Source organism: Burkholderia sp. USMB20 (assembly GCF_000949135.2).
GTDB lineage: Bacteria > Pseudomonadota > Gammaproteobacteria > Burkholderiales > Burkholderiaceae > Burkholderia.
The window spans coordinates 410,994-428,142 of sequence record NZ_JTAN02000021.1; the positions used below are offsets into that span (position 1 = coordinate 410,994).

Consider the following 17,149-nt stretch of genomic DNA (forward strand, 5'->3'; position numbering starts at 1 on the left):
GCGGAATCGGATGACGCGACGCGTTCAGCGCGGCAGCACCGCTTCGGGCAGCGGCGCCCACAGGTCGGCGAGCGTCGACGTGCGCGACGGATCGGCGAGATCCTTGCCGAAGCGCAGGTGGAAATACGCTTCGGGGTCGATCGACGAGTCGAACAGCCGCGTATAGCCGGTGCGGTCGTACAGCGCCCACGCTTCGGGCTGGCGAAAACCGGTGGTCAGGTACACGCGCCGATAGCCCTGCTGCGCGGCGCGCAGTTCGAGCGCGTCGACGATCAGGCGCGCGAGCCCCTGGCGGCGCAGGTCCGCGCGGGTCCAGATGCGTTTGAGTTCGGCGGTCTGCGCGTCGTAGCGCTTGAATGCGCCGCCGCCGATCGTCTCGCCGTCGCGCAGCAGCAGCACGAACGCGCCTTCGGGCGGCACGAACAGCTCGGCCGGGTAGCGCGCGAGTTCGTCGCGTGCGGACGCGCGGCTGTCGGGGCGGTACGCGTCGTAGCGCGTCGCGTATTCGTCGATCAGCGCGTCGATCAACGGCTGGGCGCGGACGTCGAGCGGCGTCGTGTCGATGATGCGGTCGTTCGTGGCCATGGGCATCGCGAAAGGCGCGCGATGCGGACGTTCCTGGCGGGGGCGGGGCACATCGCCCGGCCGGTCTGTTCCGTTATCGCGACGCGGTTGTCGTGATGACGGCGGCCGCGGTGCTTCCTGCGCTGCATCCGGCGTGCCGCCGCCGTTTCGAACACGTTAGCGGCGCGGCCGGCAAAGGCGAACGAAGCAATTTCGATAAGGATTTCGCGGGGAGCGTCAGAAGGCTTGCAGGGGGAGTGGGGTGGGGGATGAGCAGCGCATGCGTTGCAGCTCGTGCTCACGCATGCGCGATGCCGAATGACGCTCGACTATGCGGCTCGCACTTCGGCGAGCAGATCCGGATGACGATCCAGAATCCTGAGCAGCTTCACAAGGGCAAGTGGAGGGTTCGTCTTGCCGGTTTCGTAGCGGGAGAACGCATTGACGCCGCCACCGAATATCTCGGCCGCCTCGCGTTGATCCAGCATCAGCTTCTTGCGCACCTTCGCAATGAACCTCGGGTCGACGATGGTCGAATTCACTTGCTTGTTGAACTCGCTGATCGCTTCACCGAGCCGGGTGGCCTCGTCGATATCCAGCACCGACTCGCCGCACGCCGGACAGAAGTCGCCGGTGATATCGCGAACGACGGTCGAGCGACCCTTGTACGTGTAAGGGATGTCTCGCGTATCACGGATCAGTTTTGCGGCACCGCACGCAGGGCACTTCATTTTCATCGCTCCTTGAACGACACGATCAGCACATCGTCGATCACGGTCAGTTTCAGATATACGTCGCCATTCACGGTGCAACGCCGATAGACGTCCTGCCAGATCGTGTGGTCGGCGTAAGTCGTCATGCTCTTGTAGAAATCGACTGTATCCAGCGACATGACGACACCGATCGCCTCCGTTTCCGTGAAACCCAGTCGGCGGGCCCCGAACACCGCACTCGTCGTCAACCGGACGTTGCCGGTTCCGACGAGTGCCTTGACCCGCGACAGCTTGCAATGAGGCGTGTACTTTTCCATCCGCGATCATAACCAAAAGAGTTAATTTGTCAAGTTGGTTAATGGCGCACGCGTGCGGTCCGCCACCTTTGGCAGACTGCACGGAAAAGAGACGGATTGGTAACTGGCCTATCGGCCAACGCGCGGCGGCGTCGACGCCTCCGCCAGCTGAAACAGGCAATCGCCGCGCTGCACCTGCGCGGGCACGCGCTTGCACACGACTTCGCCGTCGCCCTTGAAGCGGTGCAGCACCGGTTCGCGCAGCGGCGTATCGGGGAAGTGCACCCACGCGGCCGGCTGGCCGGCCTTCACCTGGTCGCCGAGTTCGACGAGAGGTTCATACAGCCCGCGTTCGTACGCGTAGACGAAGTGGCGATCGCCGTCGACGCGCAGGAAGCGCGTGACGGTCGGCGGCGCATCGGGCACGAGTGCGCCGTGCAGCAGGCCGATGTAGCCGAGATAGTGCAGCAGCCCGTGGCGGCCGAGCCGGATCAGCGACGGATCGGCCATCCCCGCGCCGCCGAGTTCGGTCACGATCGAGATCGCGCCCTGCCGGCGCGCGGCCGAGGCCGAATGCACCGGGTTCGGCGCGTGCAGCAGCGCGTTCGGCAAGCCGAACGCAACGAGCAGCCCGTTGAGCTTCGCCGCTTCGTCATCGTCGAGCGGGTCGATCGCGAGCATGTTGCCGCCCTGGTACAGCAGCGAGCTGCCGCCCGAATGCAGGTCGACCAGATACTGCGCGCGCGACAGCAGCGCATGCTCGATGTAGTGGGCGATCATCTGCGTCGGCGTGCCGGTCGGGTTGCCGGGAAAGCTGCGGTTCAGGTTGCCTTCGTCGAGCGGCGACACGCGCAGGCCCGCATCGGCCGCGGGGAAATTGGCCATCGGCAGCAGGATCAGCTGCCCGGTGACGCTCTCCGGGTCGATCTCGCGCATCAGCTGCGACACGATGATCTGGCCTTCGTATTCGTCACCGTGGTTGCCGGCCATCACGAGCGCGACCGGGCCGTCGCCGTTGCGGATCGACGCGATCGGGATCGGCAGCCAGCCGTACGCGGAGCGATGCACGGAATGCGGCAGGCGCAGATAGCCCGCATGCTTGCCTTGCGCATCGAGATCGATTTCGCAGTGGATGGGATTTCGGTGTGAGGAGGAGGCGGTCATGGCGACATCGTTCGGAGAACGGGAATCCGCCATCTTATCGGGAAACGACCGCCGCGCGGCGCGTGGCGCGGCCGATGTCGAGCGCCGTCCGGCGGCCCGTGTGCGAACGCGCGGCAAGCGCAACCGGAGAAGCCGCGCGCGATGTTGCAGCGCTGAAACGCATGCCGGCGTGCGGGCCGGCCGCCTGCGCACGCCGCGTTGCGCGTCAGCCCCTTGCCGCGACGGGGCCGGCGCGCGAGCGCGTCAGCGGCCCGATGTTTCAGCCTCGATACGGCCTTCTTCCCACAGCGTCCAGAAACGGCTGCCGGCGCGATACGGATTCGCGCGCCGCGCCGCGTGGTCGGTGACGCCCTGGCGAAACGCGCCGTACAGCGTCAGCGGCGGATTGGCGACGCACGCGGCTTCACGCGCCGCGGGCATGCGGCGCTCGGAAACGAGCCGCCGGATCAGCGAGGCACCGTCGATCACGTCCAGTTGATCGATCGTTTCCGCGCGGCTGAGGACTTCGACGGTATTCATGAGTGGCCTCCCTGACATCCTGTTTCCCGATCAAGGAGCAATAAGAGTGCCAGCCATCAAATGCCGCGCGCCGTCGCGATCGTGCGGGCTTCTGCAGCGAACGCTACGCGCGGCGCGCGCCGATGTTACGGAACACGTCACGTGACATGGGCGGCCGCGGCGGAACATCTGCGCGCACGCGTCGAACCATGCAAGGCGTTTCCGGAATGAATCGCGGGAAGCGAACGGGCAAGCCGGACAGCGCGGCGGCCGCCGGCGGGAACGAGCGCGCGCTCAGCTCGCGGTCGCGGGCGCCACGCGGCTGCTTCCGGCCGAATAGAAGCGGTAGATCCCCTTGCCGGCCGACTTCGCGTCGTACAGCGCGCTGTCGGCCTGCCGGATCAGTTCGTCGGGTGAGCCGTGCCCGTCGTCGAGCGCGATGCCGATGCTGATCCCGAAGACGACGGTCTCGCCGATCGACAGCGTGTACGGCGCCGAGATCTGCCGGATGATCCGCGCGGCGAGGACCGAGCACGCCTGCATGGTGGTTGCGTCGAGCGCGACGATGAACTCGTCGCCGCCGACCCGCGCCGCCAGTTCTCCGGGCGGCAGCGTCTTGCCGAGCCGCTCGGCGACCTGCATGAGCACTTCGTCGCCGGCCTGGTGGCCGAAGCGGTCGTTGATCGCCTTGAAGCCGTCGAGGTCGAGATACATGACGGCGAGCGCGGGGCTCGGCACGTGCGGCACGTGCGGCCGGTGCGCGAGCATCCGTTTGAGTTGCGCATGCAACTCGTGGCGGTTCGGCAATCCCGTCAGCGCGTCGTGCCGCGCGAGGTGCCGGATATGCTGCTCGGTCTGGCGGCGCGCGGTGACGTCCTCGACGATGATCACCGCGTTGCCGTCCGGCACGCGGTGGCGCGTGAGTTCGAGCTGGCGGCCGTCGGCGAGCGCGATGTCGAGCGGCTCCGGTTCGTCGTGGTTCAGCCAGAGGTCGCATTGCACGGCGAGACTGGCGCCGTCGGGATCGGTGAGCGCGTTCGCGCCGAGCGCCGCGACGACGTCGGGCAGCGGCGTGTCCAGCATGATCTCGCGCGGCGAGCCGAACAGTTGCGCGGTGCGCCGGTTCGCGACGATCACGCGGCTTTCGCCGTCGATCATGCACAGGCCGTGCGGCATGTAGGTGAGGGCGGCGTCGAAGCGCGCGACGAGCTCGGCGTTGCGCTGGCGTGCGGCGATCAGCGCGACCAGCACGCGGTAATGGCGTTCGACGACCGTACGCATGGCCGCGAGATAGATCACGAGCGGCGGCAGCAGCAGCCATGCGCCGGGCCGCTGGACCAGCAGCGCGCCGACGCCGATCGGCACGACGCCGAGCGTGACCTGCGTCATCGCGAGCCGCGGCAGCGCCGAATTGCGCGACGCGATCCCGCCGAACACGCCGCCCGCGACCATCACGGCCAGCGTGCCGAGCTCGACGTCGGGCGCATCCACGCAGCCCATCACGCCGAGGCCGAGCACGAAGCATGCGGCGAGCGACACGGGCGCATAGCGCCGTGCCCAGTATTCGGCGCGATCGTCGCCGGCGGCACGACGTACCGCATACGCACGTGCGATCGCGAGCCGCGCGGCGAGCAGGCCGACGTCGACGACGAGCCACACGAAACACCAGAGTTGTTGCAGCCGGATCAGCGCGATCGCCGCGACGAACGCGCTGGCGAAGCCGGACAGCGCCATCGGACGCACGTCCTCGAACAGCGTGACGAGCATCGAAGGGCGCAGCGCGGCCGTCACGTAGTGATCGCCGCAGGGGGGCGTGGCGAGAAGGGCGTTCAGGAGGCGTGCCTTGACTGCCATGGCTATTTTGACCTCGACACGATGCGGTGCACCGCCGGCCGCCCCGCCCGGCACGGGATGGCCGGCGAACCGGATGCGCACGACATTAACATGAAACATCGGCCGCGAGCGCCGTGCGGGGACGTCGGCGCGTCGTCGTCAACCTCGTCCGCGCGCATCTTGCGGATTCGCCGATGCGCAGGCAGGATCGTTGCAGACGGAACGATCTCGGGCAGCCGCGCGCGGACCGTTTCGGCGCGCGCCGCACGGGGGCCAGCCGATGGCGCACGATCGGCCGGCAGCCACCGATGCGGCCGGCGCGACACCGCGCAGTCGCACGCGTGTGCCGCCCGCGACCGCGCGCCGCAGCTCGTCCGAATCCCGTTATAAGAAATCCAATAAGCAATTCATGCGAGAAATACTATAGGCGATATATCAAAAACAATGCCAGAATGCGCGCCGCTCCGAACGCCGCGACACCCGATCGCCGTCCGAGCCGCATCAGGAGGTTCCCCCCAATGAAAAACCACGGCCTGTCACGGCGGGGTTTTCTGAAAGCCAGCGTGCTGGCGGGCGTCGCGGTCTACGTCGCGCCCATCGGCAGCCGCGCGTTCGCGGCGCTCTTCGAAGAAAAACTCCTCACCCCCGTCAAATGGGATAGCGTCACCGGCATCCCCCAATTCCGCATCGACGGCATCGCGAAGGTCACGGGCTCGAAAGTGTTCGCCCGCGACGTGCGCGCGGCCGACATGCCGCACTGGCCGCAGCAGCAGTCGCACGCGCTGATCCTGCGCGTCACGCAGGCCGACCGCACCTACGAGGGCTTCGACCTGTCGCTGCTCGGCGACGAGCTGAAGCCGGACCGCGTGGTCACGGCCGACGATCTCGCGCGCGACGGCGTCGCGTTCCCGACGTTCTACGGCGACGACATGCTGTTGCCCGCCGGCAAGACGCCCGCGTACCTCGGCCATGCGGTCGCGATCCTGATCTACCACGACTTCGCGCGCTTCCGCTTCGCGAAGAACACGCTCAAGTTCCGCGACGACGTGATCCGCTACGGCGCGCTCACGGGCCCGCTCGAGCGCGATCCGTGGGGCACGTTCCGCTACGTGCGGGTGGGCGGCAAGACGGCCTACGACGACGATGTCTATTCGAGCCTGAAGGACGCGCCGATCTTTCCGAGCATGATGCGCAAGCACCTGCCGGTCTGGCCGGACGGCAAGGAGCACGGCAAGCTCGACGAGCAGGGGATGTTTCTCGCCGGCCGGATCGCCGCGGAACTCGACCATCCGTCGGCCGACTGGCTCGTGTTCGACCGCGAGTACAACACGCAGTCGGTCGACACCGCCGCGCTCGAACCCGACAACGCGAACTGCTGGTACGACGCGGCGACGCAGTCGCTGCACCTCGTCGTGCCGACCCAGTCGCCGCTCGAAGTGTCGGAAAACGCGGCCGCGATGGTCGCGAAATGCCGCTTCCCGGTGAAGAAGCTGTTCGTGCATCCGTGCTACACGGTCGGCTACGGTTCGAAGGATCACTTCAACGTGCCGTTCTACGGGCTCGTCTGCGCGCTGTACGCGGACGGCCGCCCCGTGCGGTTCGCGAACGACCGCTACGAGCAGTTCCAGACGTCGCTGAAGCGTCACGCGTTCAGGATGCGTTACCGGATCGCGGTCGACCGCAACACGGGCCTCTTGCAGTCGTTCAAGGGCGACTTCGAGGCGAACGGCGGCGGGCGCTCGAATTTCTCGCCGTCGGTGGCGATGGTCGGCGCGACGGCCGCGCAATCGATCTACTACTTCCCGAAGAGCGACCTCGCGGCGGTCGCGATCGCGTCGCGCGCGATCGATGCCGGCTCCGCCCGCGGCTACGGCACGCTGCAGAGCATGGCCGCGACCGAGATGGCCGTCGACGAGATCGCCGCGCAACTGAACCTCGATCCGATCGAGTTCCGCCTGCGCAACGCGCTGCGTTCGGGGATGAAGAACACCCAGGGCGCGATTCCCGCCGGCGCGCTGCGCGTCGACGAAGTGCTGGAACGCGCGAGGCAGCATCCGCTGTGGACGCGTCGCGCGGCGCGCAAGGCCGAATTCGAGGCCGCGAACCCGGGCAAGCGCTACGGTGTCGGCTTCGCGTGCGTGCAGAAGGACTTCGGCACGGGCGCCGAGGCATCGTTCGCGAAGGTCGAATTCGACGAGAACGGCAAGGTGTCGCTGCAACACACCGCTGCCGAGATCGGCACCGGGATGTCGACGTCGCAGGCCGTCGCGGTCGCGAAGTGGCTCGGCCGCCCGGCGACCGAGGTGCGCGTCGCGGTGACCGAATGGCCCGACCTGCCGGTCGAGACGAGCGGCGATCCGTACCTGATGTCGCAGGCCGACCAGGATCGGCTGAGCGCGAATCCGCGCTGGTCGCCGGGCTATGCGTCGCCGTCGAGCGCGACCAACTCCGCGTACTACTTCACGCACAGCACGCGCGAGGCCGCGCGCGCGGTGTTCCGCTACGGGCTGTGGCCGGCCGCGATGTCGATCTGGACGCGCGGCCTCGGCGGCGGCCAGGCCGCGCCGTACACGATCCGCATCGAGGACGCGCGCTGGGTCGACGGCAAGCTGAGCGCCGACGGCCTCGAGCCGCTGACGTTCGAGCAGCTCGCGAAGCAGGCGCATGCGCTCGGCCTGCCGACCGGCGCCGTCGTGCACGTGTTCAACCGCTGGCAATGGACCGACGCCGAGTTCGACGTGGGCGGCGCGGTCGAGCGTCTGCCGATCGACGGGCTGTCGCTGCGTGTCGGCGCGCCGAAGACGGGCGCCGACGGCCCGCTGCCAGGCACCGTCGCGCCGGCCGGCGCGACCGCGCTGCGCGGCACGCTGGCGCCGACCGCGAACGGCTATCGCGTGCTGGACCGCAAGCGCGTGTTCATCCCGCCGACGAGCCGCAACAACGCGGCCGTTACGTACTACACGGCGGTCGGCACGCTCGTCGAGCTGGCCGTGCACGAAGCGACCGGCAAGGTCGAGCTGCTCACGCATCACTCGATCATGGAGTGCGGCAACCAGATCTCGCCGCAGCTCGTGTCGGGCCAGCTGCAGGGCGGCCTCGCGATGGGCATCGGCCATGCGCTGCACGAGTACCTGCCGCTCTACGAAGACGGCCCGGGCAACGGCACGTGGAACTTCAACCGTTATCAGCTGCCGCGCGCGAGCGACGTCGCCGTGTGGTCGCAGACGGGCGACATCCTGCCGCCGCTGTCCGAGACCGATCCGCCGAAGGGCGTCGCCGAAGTGGTGATGATTCCCGTCGTCGGCGCGATCGTGAACGGCATCGCGCACGCGATCGGCCATCGTTTCACCGACTTGCCGGTGACCCCGCAAAAGATTCAGGAGGTGCTCGCATGACGACCGCCCAAACCGCCGCGTCGGCCGCGAGCGCCAGCGCGGCCACGACCGCCGCGTCCGCGCCGAACGCGGCTTCGGCCGCGCCGGCATCCGCATCCGCCGCCGCTCCGGCCGCCGTCGAGCGTCCGCTCGTGCGCTTTCAGCCGAAGCCACTGTCGTTGAAGATCAACGGCAAGTCCGTCGGCCCAATGCAGGTGCCCGAAGGGCTGATGATGATCGAGTTCCTGCACGAGTACGCGGGCCTCACCGGTTCGCGGCTCGGCTGCGGGCAGGGCATCTGCCACGCATGCGTCGTGATCGTCGACAAGCCGGACGGCACCAGCGAGGAAATGCGCACCTGCATCACCGGCGCGCACTTCTTCCACGGACGTTCGATCCGCACGATCGAAGGCCACGCGAAGCGCAACGAAGCCGGCGAAGTGGTGGAACTGTCGCCGATCCAGCAGAAGTTCCTTGAGCACTTCAGCTTCCAGTGCGGCTACTGCACGCCGGGTTTCGTCAACGCGGCGACGGTGCTGATCGAGCGGCTGGCGCGCGAGCCGGTCGCGAAGGCCGACGTCGAGCGCGCGATCACCGACGCGCTGAACGCACACCTCTGCCGCTGCACGGGTTACGTCCGCTACTACCAGGCCGTGAAGGACGTGATCCTGACGACGCCGGGACTCGTGAAGGACGCCGCATGAAACGCACATTCGCCCATCGTGCCGCGCGGGCCGCGGGCCTGCCCGCGCTCGCGGCCGCCTGCGCGCTGCTGCTCGCCGCCTGCGGCGGCCAAGACGCGCCTGCCTCGAACGCGGCTTCCGGCGCGCCCGGTGCCGACCCGGTCGCGCGTGGCCGCTATCTCGTCAAGGCCGCCGACTGCGCGGCGTGCCACACCGCGAAGGACGGCGCGCCGTTCGCCGGCGGGGCGCCGCTCGAATCGCCGTTCGGCACGTTCTACGGTTCGAACATCACGCCCGACAAGGATCACGGGATCGGCAGCTGGAGCGCGGACGACTTCTACGCCGCGCTGCACGACGGCAAGGCTCCGGCCAAGCGGCTGTATCCGTCGATGCCGTACACGTCGTACCGGCAGCTCACGCGCGCCGACAGCGACGCGATGTACGCGTACCTGAGGACCGTGAAGCCGGTCGCGCAGGAGAACCGCGCGCACGCACTCAAGTTCCCGTACAACCTGCGCTTCGGCATGGTGTTCTGGGACATGGTGTTCCTGAAGGACAGCCTGCCCGACGCGTCGCGCGGCCAGTCCGCCGACTGGCTGCGCGGCCGCTACCTCGCGGGCGCGCTCGGCCACTGCGCGGAATGCCACACGCCGCGTGCGTTCACGGGCCAGCTCGACGGCGCGAAGCCGTTCGCGGGCGCGGCGCTCGGCCGCGTGGCCGCACCGGACATCACGCCGGCCGGCCTCGCCGCGCGCGGCTGGACGGGCACCGACCTGCAGACGTTCTTCGGCGTCGGCATCGCGCCGCAAGGCTCGGCGTTCGGCGAAATGTATCCGGTCGTGCACCTGAGCACGCAGTACCTGGCGAAGGACGACCTGCGCGCGCTGTCCGTGTACCTGCTCGGCGATACGCCGCCGGCACCGCAGCCGGTGAAGCCGGTGTCGGCCGACGCCGCGCAGCTCGCGGCCGGCCGCTCGGTTTATCTCGCGGTGTGCGCGGGCTGCCACGGCTTCAACGGCGAAGGCAAGCCGCACGTGGCGGTGCCGATGAACGGCAATTCGACGCTGCGTCAGGGCGACGCGCGCAACCTGCTGGTCGCGATGCTCGACGGCGTCGACGAACAGAAGTTTGCCGGCTACGAAAACCTGCAGCCGATGCCGGGTTTCGCGCACACGCTGAGCGACGACGAACTCGCGCAGCTCGCGAACTACCTGCGCGCGACGTGGGGCGGCCAGCCCGCGAGCGTCACGCCGGCCGACGTGAAGGCCATGCGTTGAGCCGTCGAGCGGCAGGGCAGGGCGTCGCGCGCAACGCAGCCGGTTCCCGGCCGTGTTCCCGCGCGATGCCTCGCCCGATTCCGGGGGGCGGTGTTTCAGTAGCCGCCGCCGCCTCCTCCTCCGCCACCACTACCCCCTCCGTTGCCGCCCGCGCCGCCGTAGCGGCTCATGCCGGATCCTTGCGACATCCCGCCGCCCGACGACGTACATCCCGCCGACAGCACCAGCATCAGCGCCGCGACGAGCGCCGCGGCCAATCTTGCCGATTTCATTTCACTCTCCTTGGACCGCGCAGGCCGCGCGGCAGGGCGGTTCGCGTGAACCGGCGACCGCGCGATGACGAAACGTCTCCGCCAGGCGGTTTATTCCATGTTTTTTGGGTATCGGCGCGTCGCGGCATATAGCGACACGAATCGGCGCGCGGGGCGCACGCGCGTCGGGCGGCGCCGTGCTCGCGTAGCGGCGCATGCGCTCACGCGAGCACGCAGCCGGGGCGCCCCGGCGATTCGCCGCATGACAGGTAACGGGAGGACGGGGCCGGAATGTCGCCGTCGCGGCGGCATCCGGTCAACGATAGACGAGATCGGCGCGGCGGTTCTGCGCCCACGAATCTTCGTCGTGGCCGAGCGCGACCGGCTTTTCCTTGCCGAGGCTGACCGCTTCGAGCTGCGTGGCCTGCACGCCCAGCGTTTCGAGCGCGCTCATCACGGCTTGCGACCGGCGTTGGCCGAGCGCGAGGTTGTATTCGGACGTCCCGCGTTCGTCGGTGTTGCCCTGGATCAGCACGCGGCGCGACGGATGGCTGCGCAGGTAGTCGGCGTGCGCCTGCAGCAGCGTCTGGTATTCCGGCTTCACGGAGTACTGGTCGAAATCGAAGTAGACGCTGCGCTTCGCGAGCGGGCTGTTCGGGTTGTCGAGATCGTCGGCCGCCACCGTGGCGACCGCTTCGCTCGATGGCGCCGGCGCCATCTCGGCATTCTCGGGCGTTTTCGCCGCGTGGTGGCAACCCGCCAGCAGCGCGAACGCCGCAATGACCGCGAATCGGTTCGTTTTGCTCATCGTGCGTCTCCTGCGGTTGACTGCATGGAAAGCGTGGTGCGGGCGACCTGCCGCATCACGCATGCGGCGAGACGGCACGAAAGCGCCGGCTTCCGTGCGCGATGCGCTTTCGTAAGCCGGCGACGTGCCAGATGAAAGATTGTCTTGGCCAGACGCCGACGCACGGCGCCGCTGCAACAAGATTAGGAAAAATGTCACAGCGTGACCAGTTTCTTCGTCTTTTTCGCGCGGAAACGACGCAGGACGCATTCTTGCTTGCGCGAAGGCGCGCAGCATGCGCCGCGCATGCGTGATGCGCCTTTCCGGTGCGGGCGTGTCGCGCGTCGCCGGCGCGCTCAGGACTTGTTGGCGCCCAGCCGATATTCCGATGGCGCAATGCCCATCCAGTCCCGGAATGCACGTCGGAACGCCCGGTCACTGCTCATCCCGATCCGCGCTGCAATGTCGGCCAGGTGCATATCGGTGGACGTGAGCAGATGCTGCGCGGCCTCAAGCTGACAGAGCGCGCGCAAGTCTCCGTACGAGCAGTGTTCGGCTCGCAGGCGCCGACGCAGTGTCGCCGTGCTCATGTGGAACAGCTGAGCCACGGTTTCGCAGCTGGGTGCGTCCCCTCGGTGCTGCAGCGCGTCGAGTAACAGCAGGCGCACTTGATCCGATAGTTTGAATTCGGGAATCGCTGCCAGACCGAAATCGAATGGAAAGTAGTCGATGATGGCTTCCAGCTCAGAATACGAACGGACCACCTTATGGTTCAGCAGACGAGCAGGGAAGCTGAACGAGTTGACCGGTTGATCGAAGCGCAGTGGCGCGCCGAACACGTCGATCAGTTGATGCAACGGATCCGGTGGTGGATACGCCAGGGCCACTTCGTTCAGATTCAGCGGGCGCCCGATCAGCCAGGAAAACAGCTGATGGTAGAAATAGAGGCCGGTAAGATCGACCAGCAGTGCGGCATGGTCCAGGCTGCCACGCCGGGTTTCCATCGTGAACTGCGCCGTCGCACCATACTCGACCGTCGCCAGCCGGCCGCCGCGTTCCTCCATGGCTTCGTTGAATCGCGCCGCTCGTTCTACGGCCTTCCCTAAAGTCGAGCAGTGAATCACGCAGTAGCACAGCATGTTGACCGCGAGGATGCCGAGCGGCCGATGCCCGTCGCGCTCGCAGCACCATGTTTCCAGCGTGCCGATGCCATGTCGATACAGCCGCGAAAACTCCGGTGTCGGCAATGCGGCCACCACGCCTTTCAGCACGGCGTCCAGTGGCGTATTGATTCCAGCGCTTCGCCACAGTTCGGGCAGCACGTCGCCGCCCATTTTCCTGAGCTCATTGAGCAAGGGCTGGGCATAACCGATCGGAATCGTGTTCGAGAATTCGCGCTTGTGCATGATGGCCTCATGTCTGAACAGCACATCGAGCTTGTGCTGGCCTGGCACACGCGTCAAGCATTGATCGTTTTTGTCCGGTGGATTGCCTGTTTCCAGCCTTGGTTGGTGGTTCGCACTGTCATTAAATGGCACCTCATATCTCGACCAGGCTCGGTGCCGATATCGCCATCGACGCCCCTGATCCTCGTGAGGAGACTGACATGGTGTACTACGACCCCTACGACCGGGAACTGATGAAAAATCCTTGGGACGCGTATCGCCAATTGCGCGATGAGGCTCCCGCCTATTACATGGAAAAGTACGATGCGTGGGTGCTGTCGCGCTTCGACGATATTCAGAAAGCCTCGCTTGATCGGGAGAACTACACGGCGACGGCCGGCATTGCCACGGGCAATCTGCTGCAGAAGCGCTTGATTCCGGACAGCAGTACGTTCATGTCAATGGACCCGCCCGAGCATACCGGCTTTCGTAAGGCGGTTGCCTCCGCCTTCCGTCCGACCGAGGTACAGGCGCGGCTGCCGGCGTTCATCGCCGAGCGCATCGAGAAATACGGCGCACCGCTGCTGAGCCAAGGGGAATTCGATGCGGTCAAGGCATTTGCGTTACCGGTCGCGACGGACGTCGCGGTGCACCTGACCGGCATTCCGCTCGAGGACGGACCGATGCTGGTGAAGTGGGTCGAGGTATTCGAGCCGTTCTTCCACGACATTCCGCCGCAGGGTACTTCGGATGCATCGGCGACCAGCGCCGACGCCGCCGGAGGCCAGTTGATCGACTACTTTCTGCGACTGGTGGACCGTCACCGCAAGCAAGGTCCGTCGCCCGACAACGTGATCGGGATGCTGCTTCTGGCAGACATCGACGGGCACCGCCTGGACGACCTGACGATCGCGCAAAACGCGCTGCCGCTTTTCATCGGCGGGATGGAGACGTTTCCCAAGCATTTCGGCAGTCTGTTGTACTGGCTGGCCGAGTTTCCCGAGCAGCGCGCCAAGGTCGCGAGCAATCGCGCACTGTGTGGGAAAGCGGTGGAGGAAGCCATGCGCTTCGATGCGCCCGCTCCAATGCTTGGACGCCGGGCGGTGAATGCCGTGACGTGGCATGGCCACACGATTCAGCCTGGTCAGGCGGTGATGTTCCTTTATCAGGCCGCGAATCGCGACGACCGTACTTTCGAACGCCCGGACGAATTCGACGTCGAACGCGCTTTCATACCGCAGGTTGCGTTTGGATCAGGCATCCACGTATGTCTTGGCATGCACGCGGCTCGGCTGGAAAGCCGAATGATGCTCGAATGGCTGCTGAGCCACGCCCCCGACTACAAGGTGGACAAAACCCGCGCCGTACGTGGCCTGCTTGCCGGCATGCATGGGTTCCGCAGTCTCTTCATCGAGGTATGAGCATGAGTCAGGTAGCGCGTGCGTACCACATCGAGCACTACGGCACGATCGACGGCATCCGGATACGACAGCATGATCGACCCACGCCCGGAGTCGATCAGGTTCTGGTTCGAGTGCGCGCCAATGCGTTGAACTATCGCGACCTTCTGGTCATGCGTGGCATTCCGGTTGGCGCAGATCTGCCGCCGGGGAGAGTGCCGTTGTCGGATGGCGCCGGCGAGGTCGTCGAGGTCGGGGAGAACGTGACACGCTTTTGTGTCGGCGAGCGCGTTGCCGCGATCTTCCGTCAGGACTGGATCGAGGGTGATTACCGGCACGAAGGCGCGCAGACGGACCTCGGCAGCGGCATCGACGGGATGCTTGCTGAATTTGTCGTCCTGGACGAGCAAGGCCTGGTACGCCTGCCGTCGCATCTGTCCTATGAGGAAGGCGCGACGCTTCCAACCGCCGGTGTGACGGCATGGATGGCTATCGTCGGCAAGGGTCGGGTTACGGTAGGAGACACAGTGGTGCTGCAGGGGAGCGGCGGCGTTGCGGTGTTCGCGTTGCAGTTCGCCAAGCGCGTCGGCGCCCGAGTCATCATGACCACGTCAAGTGCTGAAAAAGGCGAGCGGCTGAGCGCATTGGGCGCGGACGAGATCGTCAACTACAAGGCATGCCCCGATTGGGCGGACGAGGTCCTGCGACTGACGGACGGTCGTGGCGCCGACGTCGTGGTCGACAGTGGCGGTGGAGGAACGCTCGCCAATTCGTGTGCGGCTGCGCGCATCGGGGGAAGGCTGGTGTTGATGGGATTGCTTGCCCAAGGCGAGGAGGCCGGTACCGTATCCGAATTGTTCTACACGATGTTCGTGCGTGATCTGACCGTCGTCTCGGTACACGCGGGCAGCCGGACAAATTTCGAAGCGATGAACCGAGCCATCGAGCAGCATGGCCTTCGCCCGATCATCGGTGAGCGCTTTCCGTTCGGGCGCGCGCCCGACGCATATCGCTATCTGCAGAGCCAGACGCATCTCGGTAAGGTGGTGATCGGGCATGACGGGTAGGCTGGTCGTTGGGAGACCCTCGTGACCGATCACGCGCTCGGCAAATTGATCCATGTGCGCGGATCGCCGTGTTTGATTCCCCACGGCTTCGTGCCGCACACGCTTGAAGGCGTGTGCGGCTTCCTTTATTGGATCGTCGTTGTGTAGCCGGGGAAGGTGGATGACCGGTTTCAGGTGATATGCGTGACCCGCACCTTCCGGTGCGGGCGTATCGCGCGTCGCCGGCGCACTCAGAACTTGTGCCGCAGCCCGAGCGCGACCACGACCTGGTTGCTGTTCGCCGACGGCGTCATGGTCCAGACGGTCGCGTTGAACGCGGGGTTGCCGTTGCCGCCGCTCACGCTTTGATAGACGGCTTCGAGATACGCGTCCGTGCGTTTCGAGAATGCGTAGTCCGCCTGCGTGACCACCTGGTTCCATTTCGGGCGCGTCTGGCCCGTGCGCGTGTCGAAACGCCCCATCGTGTACGTGTACGCAGCGGCCATGCTGAACGCCGGCGTGACGAAGTAGCGGCCGTCGACCGTGAAGTTGTCGAACACGAGCGATTCACCCTTCAGCGGGGTGATGCCGCTGCCCTGGAGCACGCCGCTCACGCCGTCGGTGGCCGAGTGCGACCATGCGGCACCGACCGAATGCGGGCCGAACGCATAACGGCCGGCCAGGGCCCAGATCTGCTGGTTGCCGCCCGTGATCGTCGCCGAGCCGTCGAGCGTGCTCAGTGCGCCGTCCGGATTCGGCGCGTTGCGGTCGCGGCTGATCTTCAGGTAACCGGCGCCGAGCTTCAGCGGCCCGTTCGCATACCCGAGCCCCGCGCTCCACACGGCGTTGTTCGAGAACGCGCCGGCCGTGTTCGAGAATCCGAACATCGCGCCGAGCGTCAGCCCGCGATACGTCGGGCTCGTGTACTTCACCGCATGGTTGATGCGCAGGTTGCGGTTCGAGTCGTCGTTGTCGTACGGATGCACCGCGAGGTTGCCGCCCCAGCCGGGGCCCGACGCACCGAGCGGCGTCACGAAATCGAGGATCAGGTCGTACTGGCGGCCGAACGTGAGCGTGCCGGCCGTCCGCGAGCTCAGGCCGAGCCACGCCTGACGGCCGAACAGGTCGACGCCTTTCTGCGACAGCTTGCCGGTCGTGCCCGAGAAGCCGTTCTCGAGCGTGAAGACCGCTGCCGTCCCGCCGCCGAGATCCTCGCGACCGCGCACCCCCCAGCGCGACGCGTTCAACGCACCGCTCGTCATTGCGACGCTGCCGCTGCCCGGCGAACCGGCGCCTTGCGTACGCTGGTTGGTCGCATAGGTGATCGACGTATCGATCAGGCCGTACAGCGTCACGCTGCTCTGTGCTCGCGCGACGCAGGGAATCAGGAAGCCGGCCGCACAGGCGGCAATCACGCTCAGCGGGAGCGCACCGGTACGACGGCCGCGGCGGGCGGCAAGCGGCACGGCGACGCGCGCGCCGGCGGGCTTGGCTGTTTTATAGGAATGCATATGACTTTTTTCGTTGGTCTCCGGCCCGATCGCCGGTGGGTCGTATCGGCGCGCGGGCCGACGGATCGAGCGGGCATTATTGGAGAACGTGCGACGGGCGATTAAGGCGCTGCACAGGAAAGGTCCTCTGCGGGATCGCGTGGAATCGCGGCGTTTCGACGCGGGGTGTTTCGGTCGAATCTGCGCGAAATACGGCCGTCTCGCGTGCGGAACGATTCGGCAGCGCCGGGGCGGTTCAGCGTGAGCGTCGGCGCGGTCAGGAGCAGGCGGCGGAGCGCGGCGGGGTGGTGACGCGTCGCGAAAGGTCGTGTGTCGCCGGTCGGCGGCAGCGTGTATTTCTGACCCGATGCGCGACAACCAGCAAAAT

General features: G+C 66.8%; 16 protein-coding genes. 6 read left to right on the forward strand and 10 right to left on the reverse strand.

Features of this window, described 5'->3' with window-relative positions; all coding sequences use genetic code 11:
• Positions 1-24 precede the first annotated feature (24 nt).
• The 6 genes from PL79_RS32225 to PL79_RS32250 form a co-directional block, all read right to left on the reverse strand.
• Positions 25-585, reverse strand: a complete 561-nt coding sequence (locus PL79_RS32225) for a GNAT family N-acetyltransferase (protein ID WP_044844579.1) — start codon at positions 583-585, stop codon at positions 25-27.
• Positions 586-893: 308 nt separating this feature from the next.
• Complete coding sequence (locus PL79_RS32230) at positions 894-1,295, reverse strand: type II toxin-antitoxin system MqsA family antitoxin (RefSeq protein WP_044844637.1); 402 nt, start codon at positions 1,293-1,295, stop codon at positions 894-896.
• Between the two features lie 2 nt (positions 1,296-1,297).
• Complete coding sequence (locus PL79_RS32235; RefSeq protein ID WP_044844578.1) at positions 1,298-1,594, reverse strand: type II toxin-antitoxin system MqsR family toxin; 297 nt, start codon at positions 1,592-1,594, stop codon at positions 1,298-1,300.
• A gap of 108 nt (positions 1,595-1,702) precedes the next feature.
• Positions 1,703-2,737 (reverse strand): succinylglutamate desuccinylase/aspartoacylase domain-containing protein, encoded by a 1,035-nt coding sequence (locus tag PL79_RS32240; protein ID WP_044844577.1) that lies wholly within the window; start codon positions 2,735-2,737, stop codon positions 1,703-1,705.
• 243 nt (positions 2,738-2,980) lie between these two features.
• Positions 2,981-3,256 carry a hypothetical protein gene (locus PL79_RS32245; RefSeq protein ID WP_044844576.1) on the reverse strand — a complete coding sequence of 92 codons (276 nt, stop codon included), beginning with the start codon at positions 3,254-3,256 and terminating at the stop codon, positions 2,981-2,983.
• Between the two features lie 273 nt (positions 3,257-3,529).
• Positions 3,530-5,089, reverse strand: a complete 1,560-nt coding sequence (locus PL79_RS32250; protein ID WP_044844575.1) for a sensor domain-containing diguanylate cyclase — start codon at positions 5,087-5,089, stop codon at positions 3,530-3,532.
• 497 nt (positions 5,090-5,586) lie between these two features.
• Here PL79_RS32250 and PL79_RS32255 point away from each other — a divergent pair, with 497 nt between their 5' ends.
• Genes PL79_RS32255 through PL79_RS32265 form a run of 3 tightly spaced genes read left to right on the forward strand, consistent with a single transcriptional unit; the run spans position 5,587 to position 10,402 of the window.
• On the forward strand, positions 5,587-8,463 hold the full coding sequence (locus tag PL79_RS32255; protein WP_044844574.1) for a xanthine dehydrogenase family protein molybdopterin-binding subunit: 2,877 nt from the start codon (positions 5,587-5,589) through the stop codon (positions 8,461-8,463).
• Positions 8,460-9,146, forward strand: coding sequence for a (2Fe-2S)-binding protein (locus tag PL79_RS32260; protein ID WP_044844573.1), 687 nt, complete (start codon positions 8,460-8,462; stop codon positions 9,144-9,146). The genes PL79_RS32255 and PL79_RS32260 overlap by 4 nt, the downstream gene beginning before the upstream one ends.
• The gene (locus tag PL79_RS32265; RefSeq protein ID WP_044844572.1) at positions 9,143-10,402 is read left to right on the forward strand and encodes a cytochrome c; all 1,260 of its coding nucleotides are present in this window, start codon (positions 9,143-9,145) and stop codon (positions 10,400-10,402) included. Before PL79_RS32260 ends, PL79_RS32265 begins: the two co-directional genes overlap by 4 nt.
• Before the next feature lie 95 nt (positions 10,403-10,497).
• On the opposite strand, the gene PL79_RS36300 is transcribed toward PL79_RS32265, so the two are convergent.
• The 3 genes from PL79_RS36300 to PL79_RS32275 all read right to left on the reverse strand — a co-directional run bounded on the left by PL79_RS36300 (position 10,498) and on the right by PL79_RS32275 (position 12,846).
• Positions 10,498-10,674, reverse strand: a complete 177-nt coding sequence (locus PL79_RS36300; RefSeq protein ID WP_193759900.1) for a hypothetical protein — start codon at positions 10,672-10,674, stop codon at positions 10,498-10,500.
• A gap of 295 nt (positions 10,675-10,969) precedes the next feature.
• Positions 10,970-11,461, reverse strand: coding sequence for a peptidoglycan-associated lipoprotein Pal (pal, locus tag PL79_RS32270; protein ID WP_044844571.1), 492 nt, complete (start codon positions 11,459-11,461; stop codon positions 10,970-10,972).
• 335 nt (positions 11,462-11,796) lie between these two features.
• Positions 11,797-12,846, reverse strand: a complete 1,050-nt coding sequence (locus PL79_RS32275; protein ID WP_135801196.1) for an AraC family transcriptional regulator — start codon at positions 12,844-12,846, stop codon at positions 11,797-11,799.
• A gap of 200 nt (positions 12,847-13,046) precedes the next feature.
• Here PL79_RS32275 and PL79_RS32280 point away from each other — a divergent pair, with 200 nt between their 5' ends.
• The 3 genes from PL79_RS32280 to PL79_RS36960 are packed head-to-tail and all read left to right on the forward strand — an operon-like array spanning position 13,047 to position 15,439.
• Positions 13,047-14,246, forward strand: coding sequence for a cytochrome P450 (locus PL79_RS32280; RefSeq protein ID WP_044844570.1), 1,200 nt, complete (start codon positions 13,047-13,049; stop codon positions 14,244-14,246).
• Positions 14,247-14,248: 2 nt separating this feature from the next.
• Positions 14,249-15,292: a zinc-dependent alcohol dehydrogenase family protein gene (locus tag PL79_RS32285; RefSeq protein WP_044844635.1), complete on the forward strand. Its 1,044-nt coding sequence runs from the start codon at positions 14,249-14,251 to the stop codon at positions 15,290-15,292.
• 21 nt (positions 15,293-15,313) lie between these two features.
• Positions 15,314-15,439 (forward strand): hypothetical protein, encoded by a 126-nt coding sequence (locus PL79_RS36960; RefSeq protein WP_268906942.1) that lies wholly within the window; start codon positions 15,314-15,316, stop codon positions 15,437-15,439.
• A gap of 83 nt (positions 15,440-15,522) precedes the next feature.
• Here PL79_RS36960 and PL79_RS32290 read toward each other — a convergent pair whose 3' ends face one another.
• Positions 15,523-16,782 (reverse strand): porin, encoded by a 1,260-nt coding sequence (locus tag PL79_RS32290; protein ID WP_044844569.1) that lies wholly within the window; start codon positions 16,780-16,782, stop codon positions 15,523-15,525.
• Between the last annotated feature and the right edge of the window lie 367 nt (positions 16,783-17,149).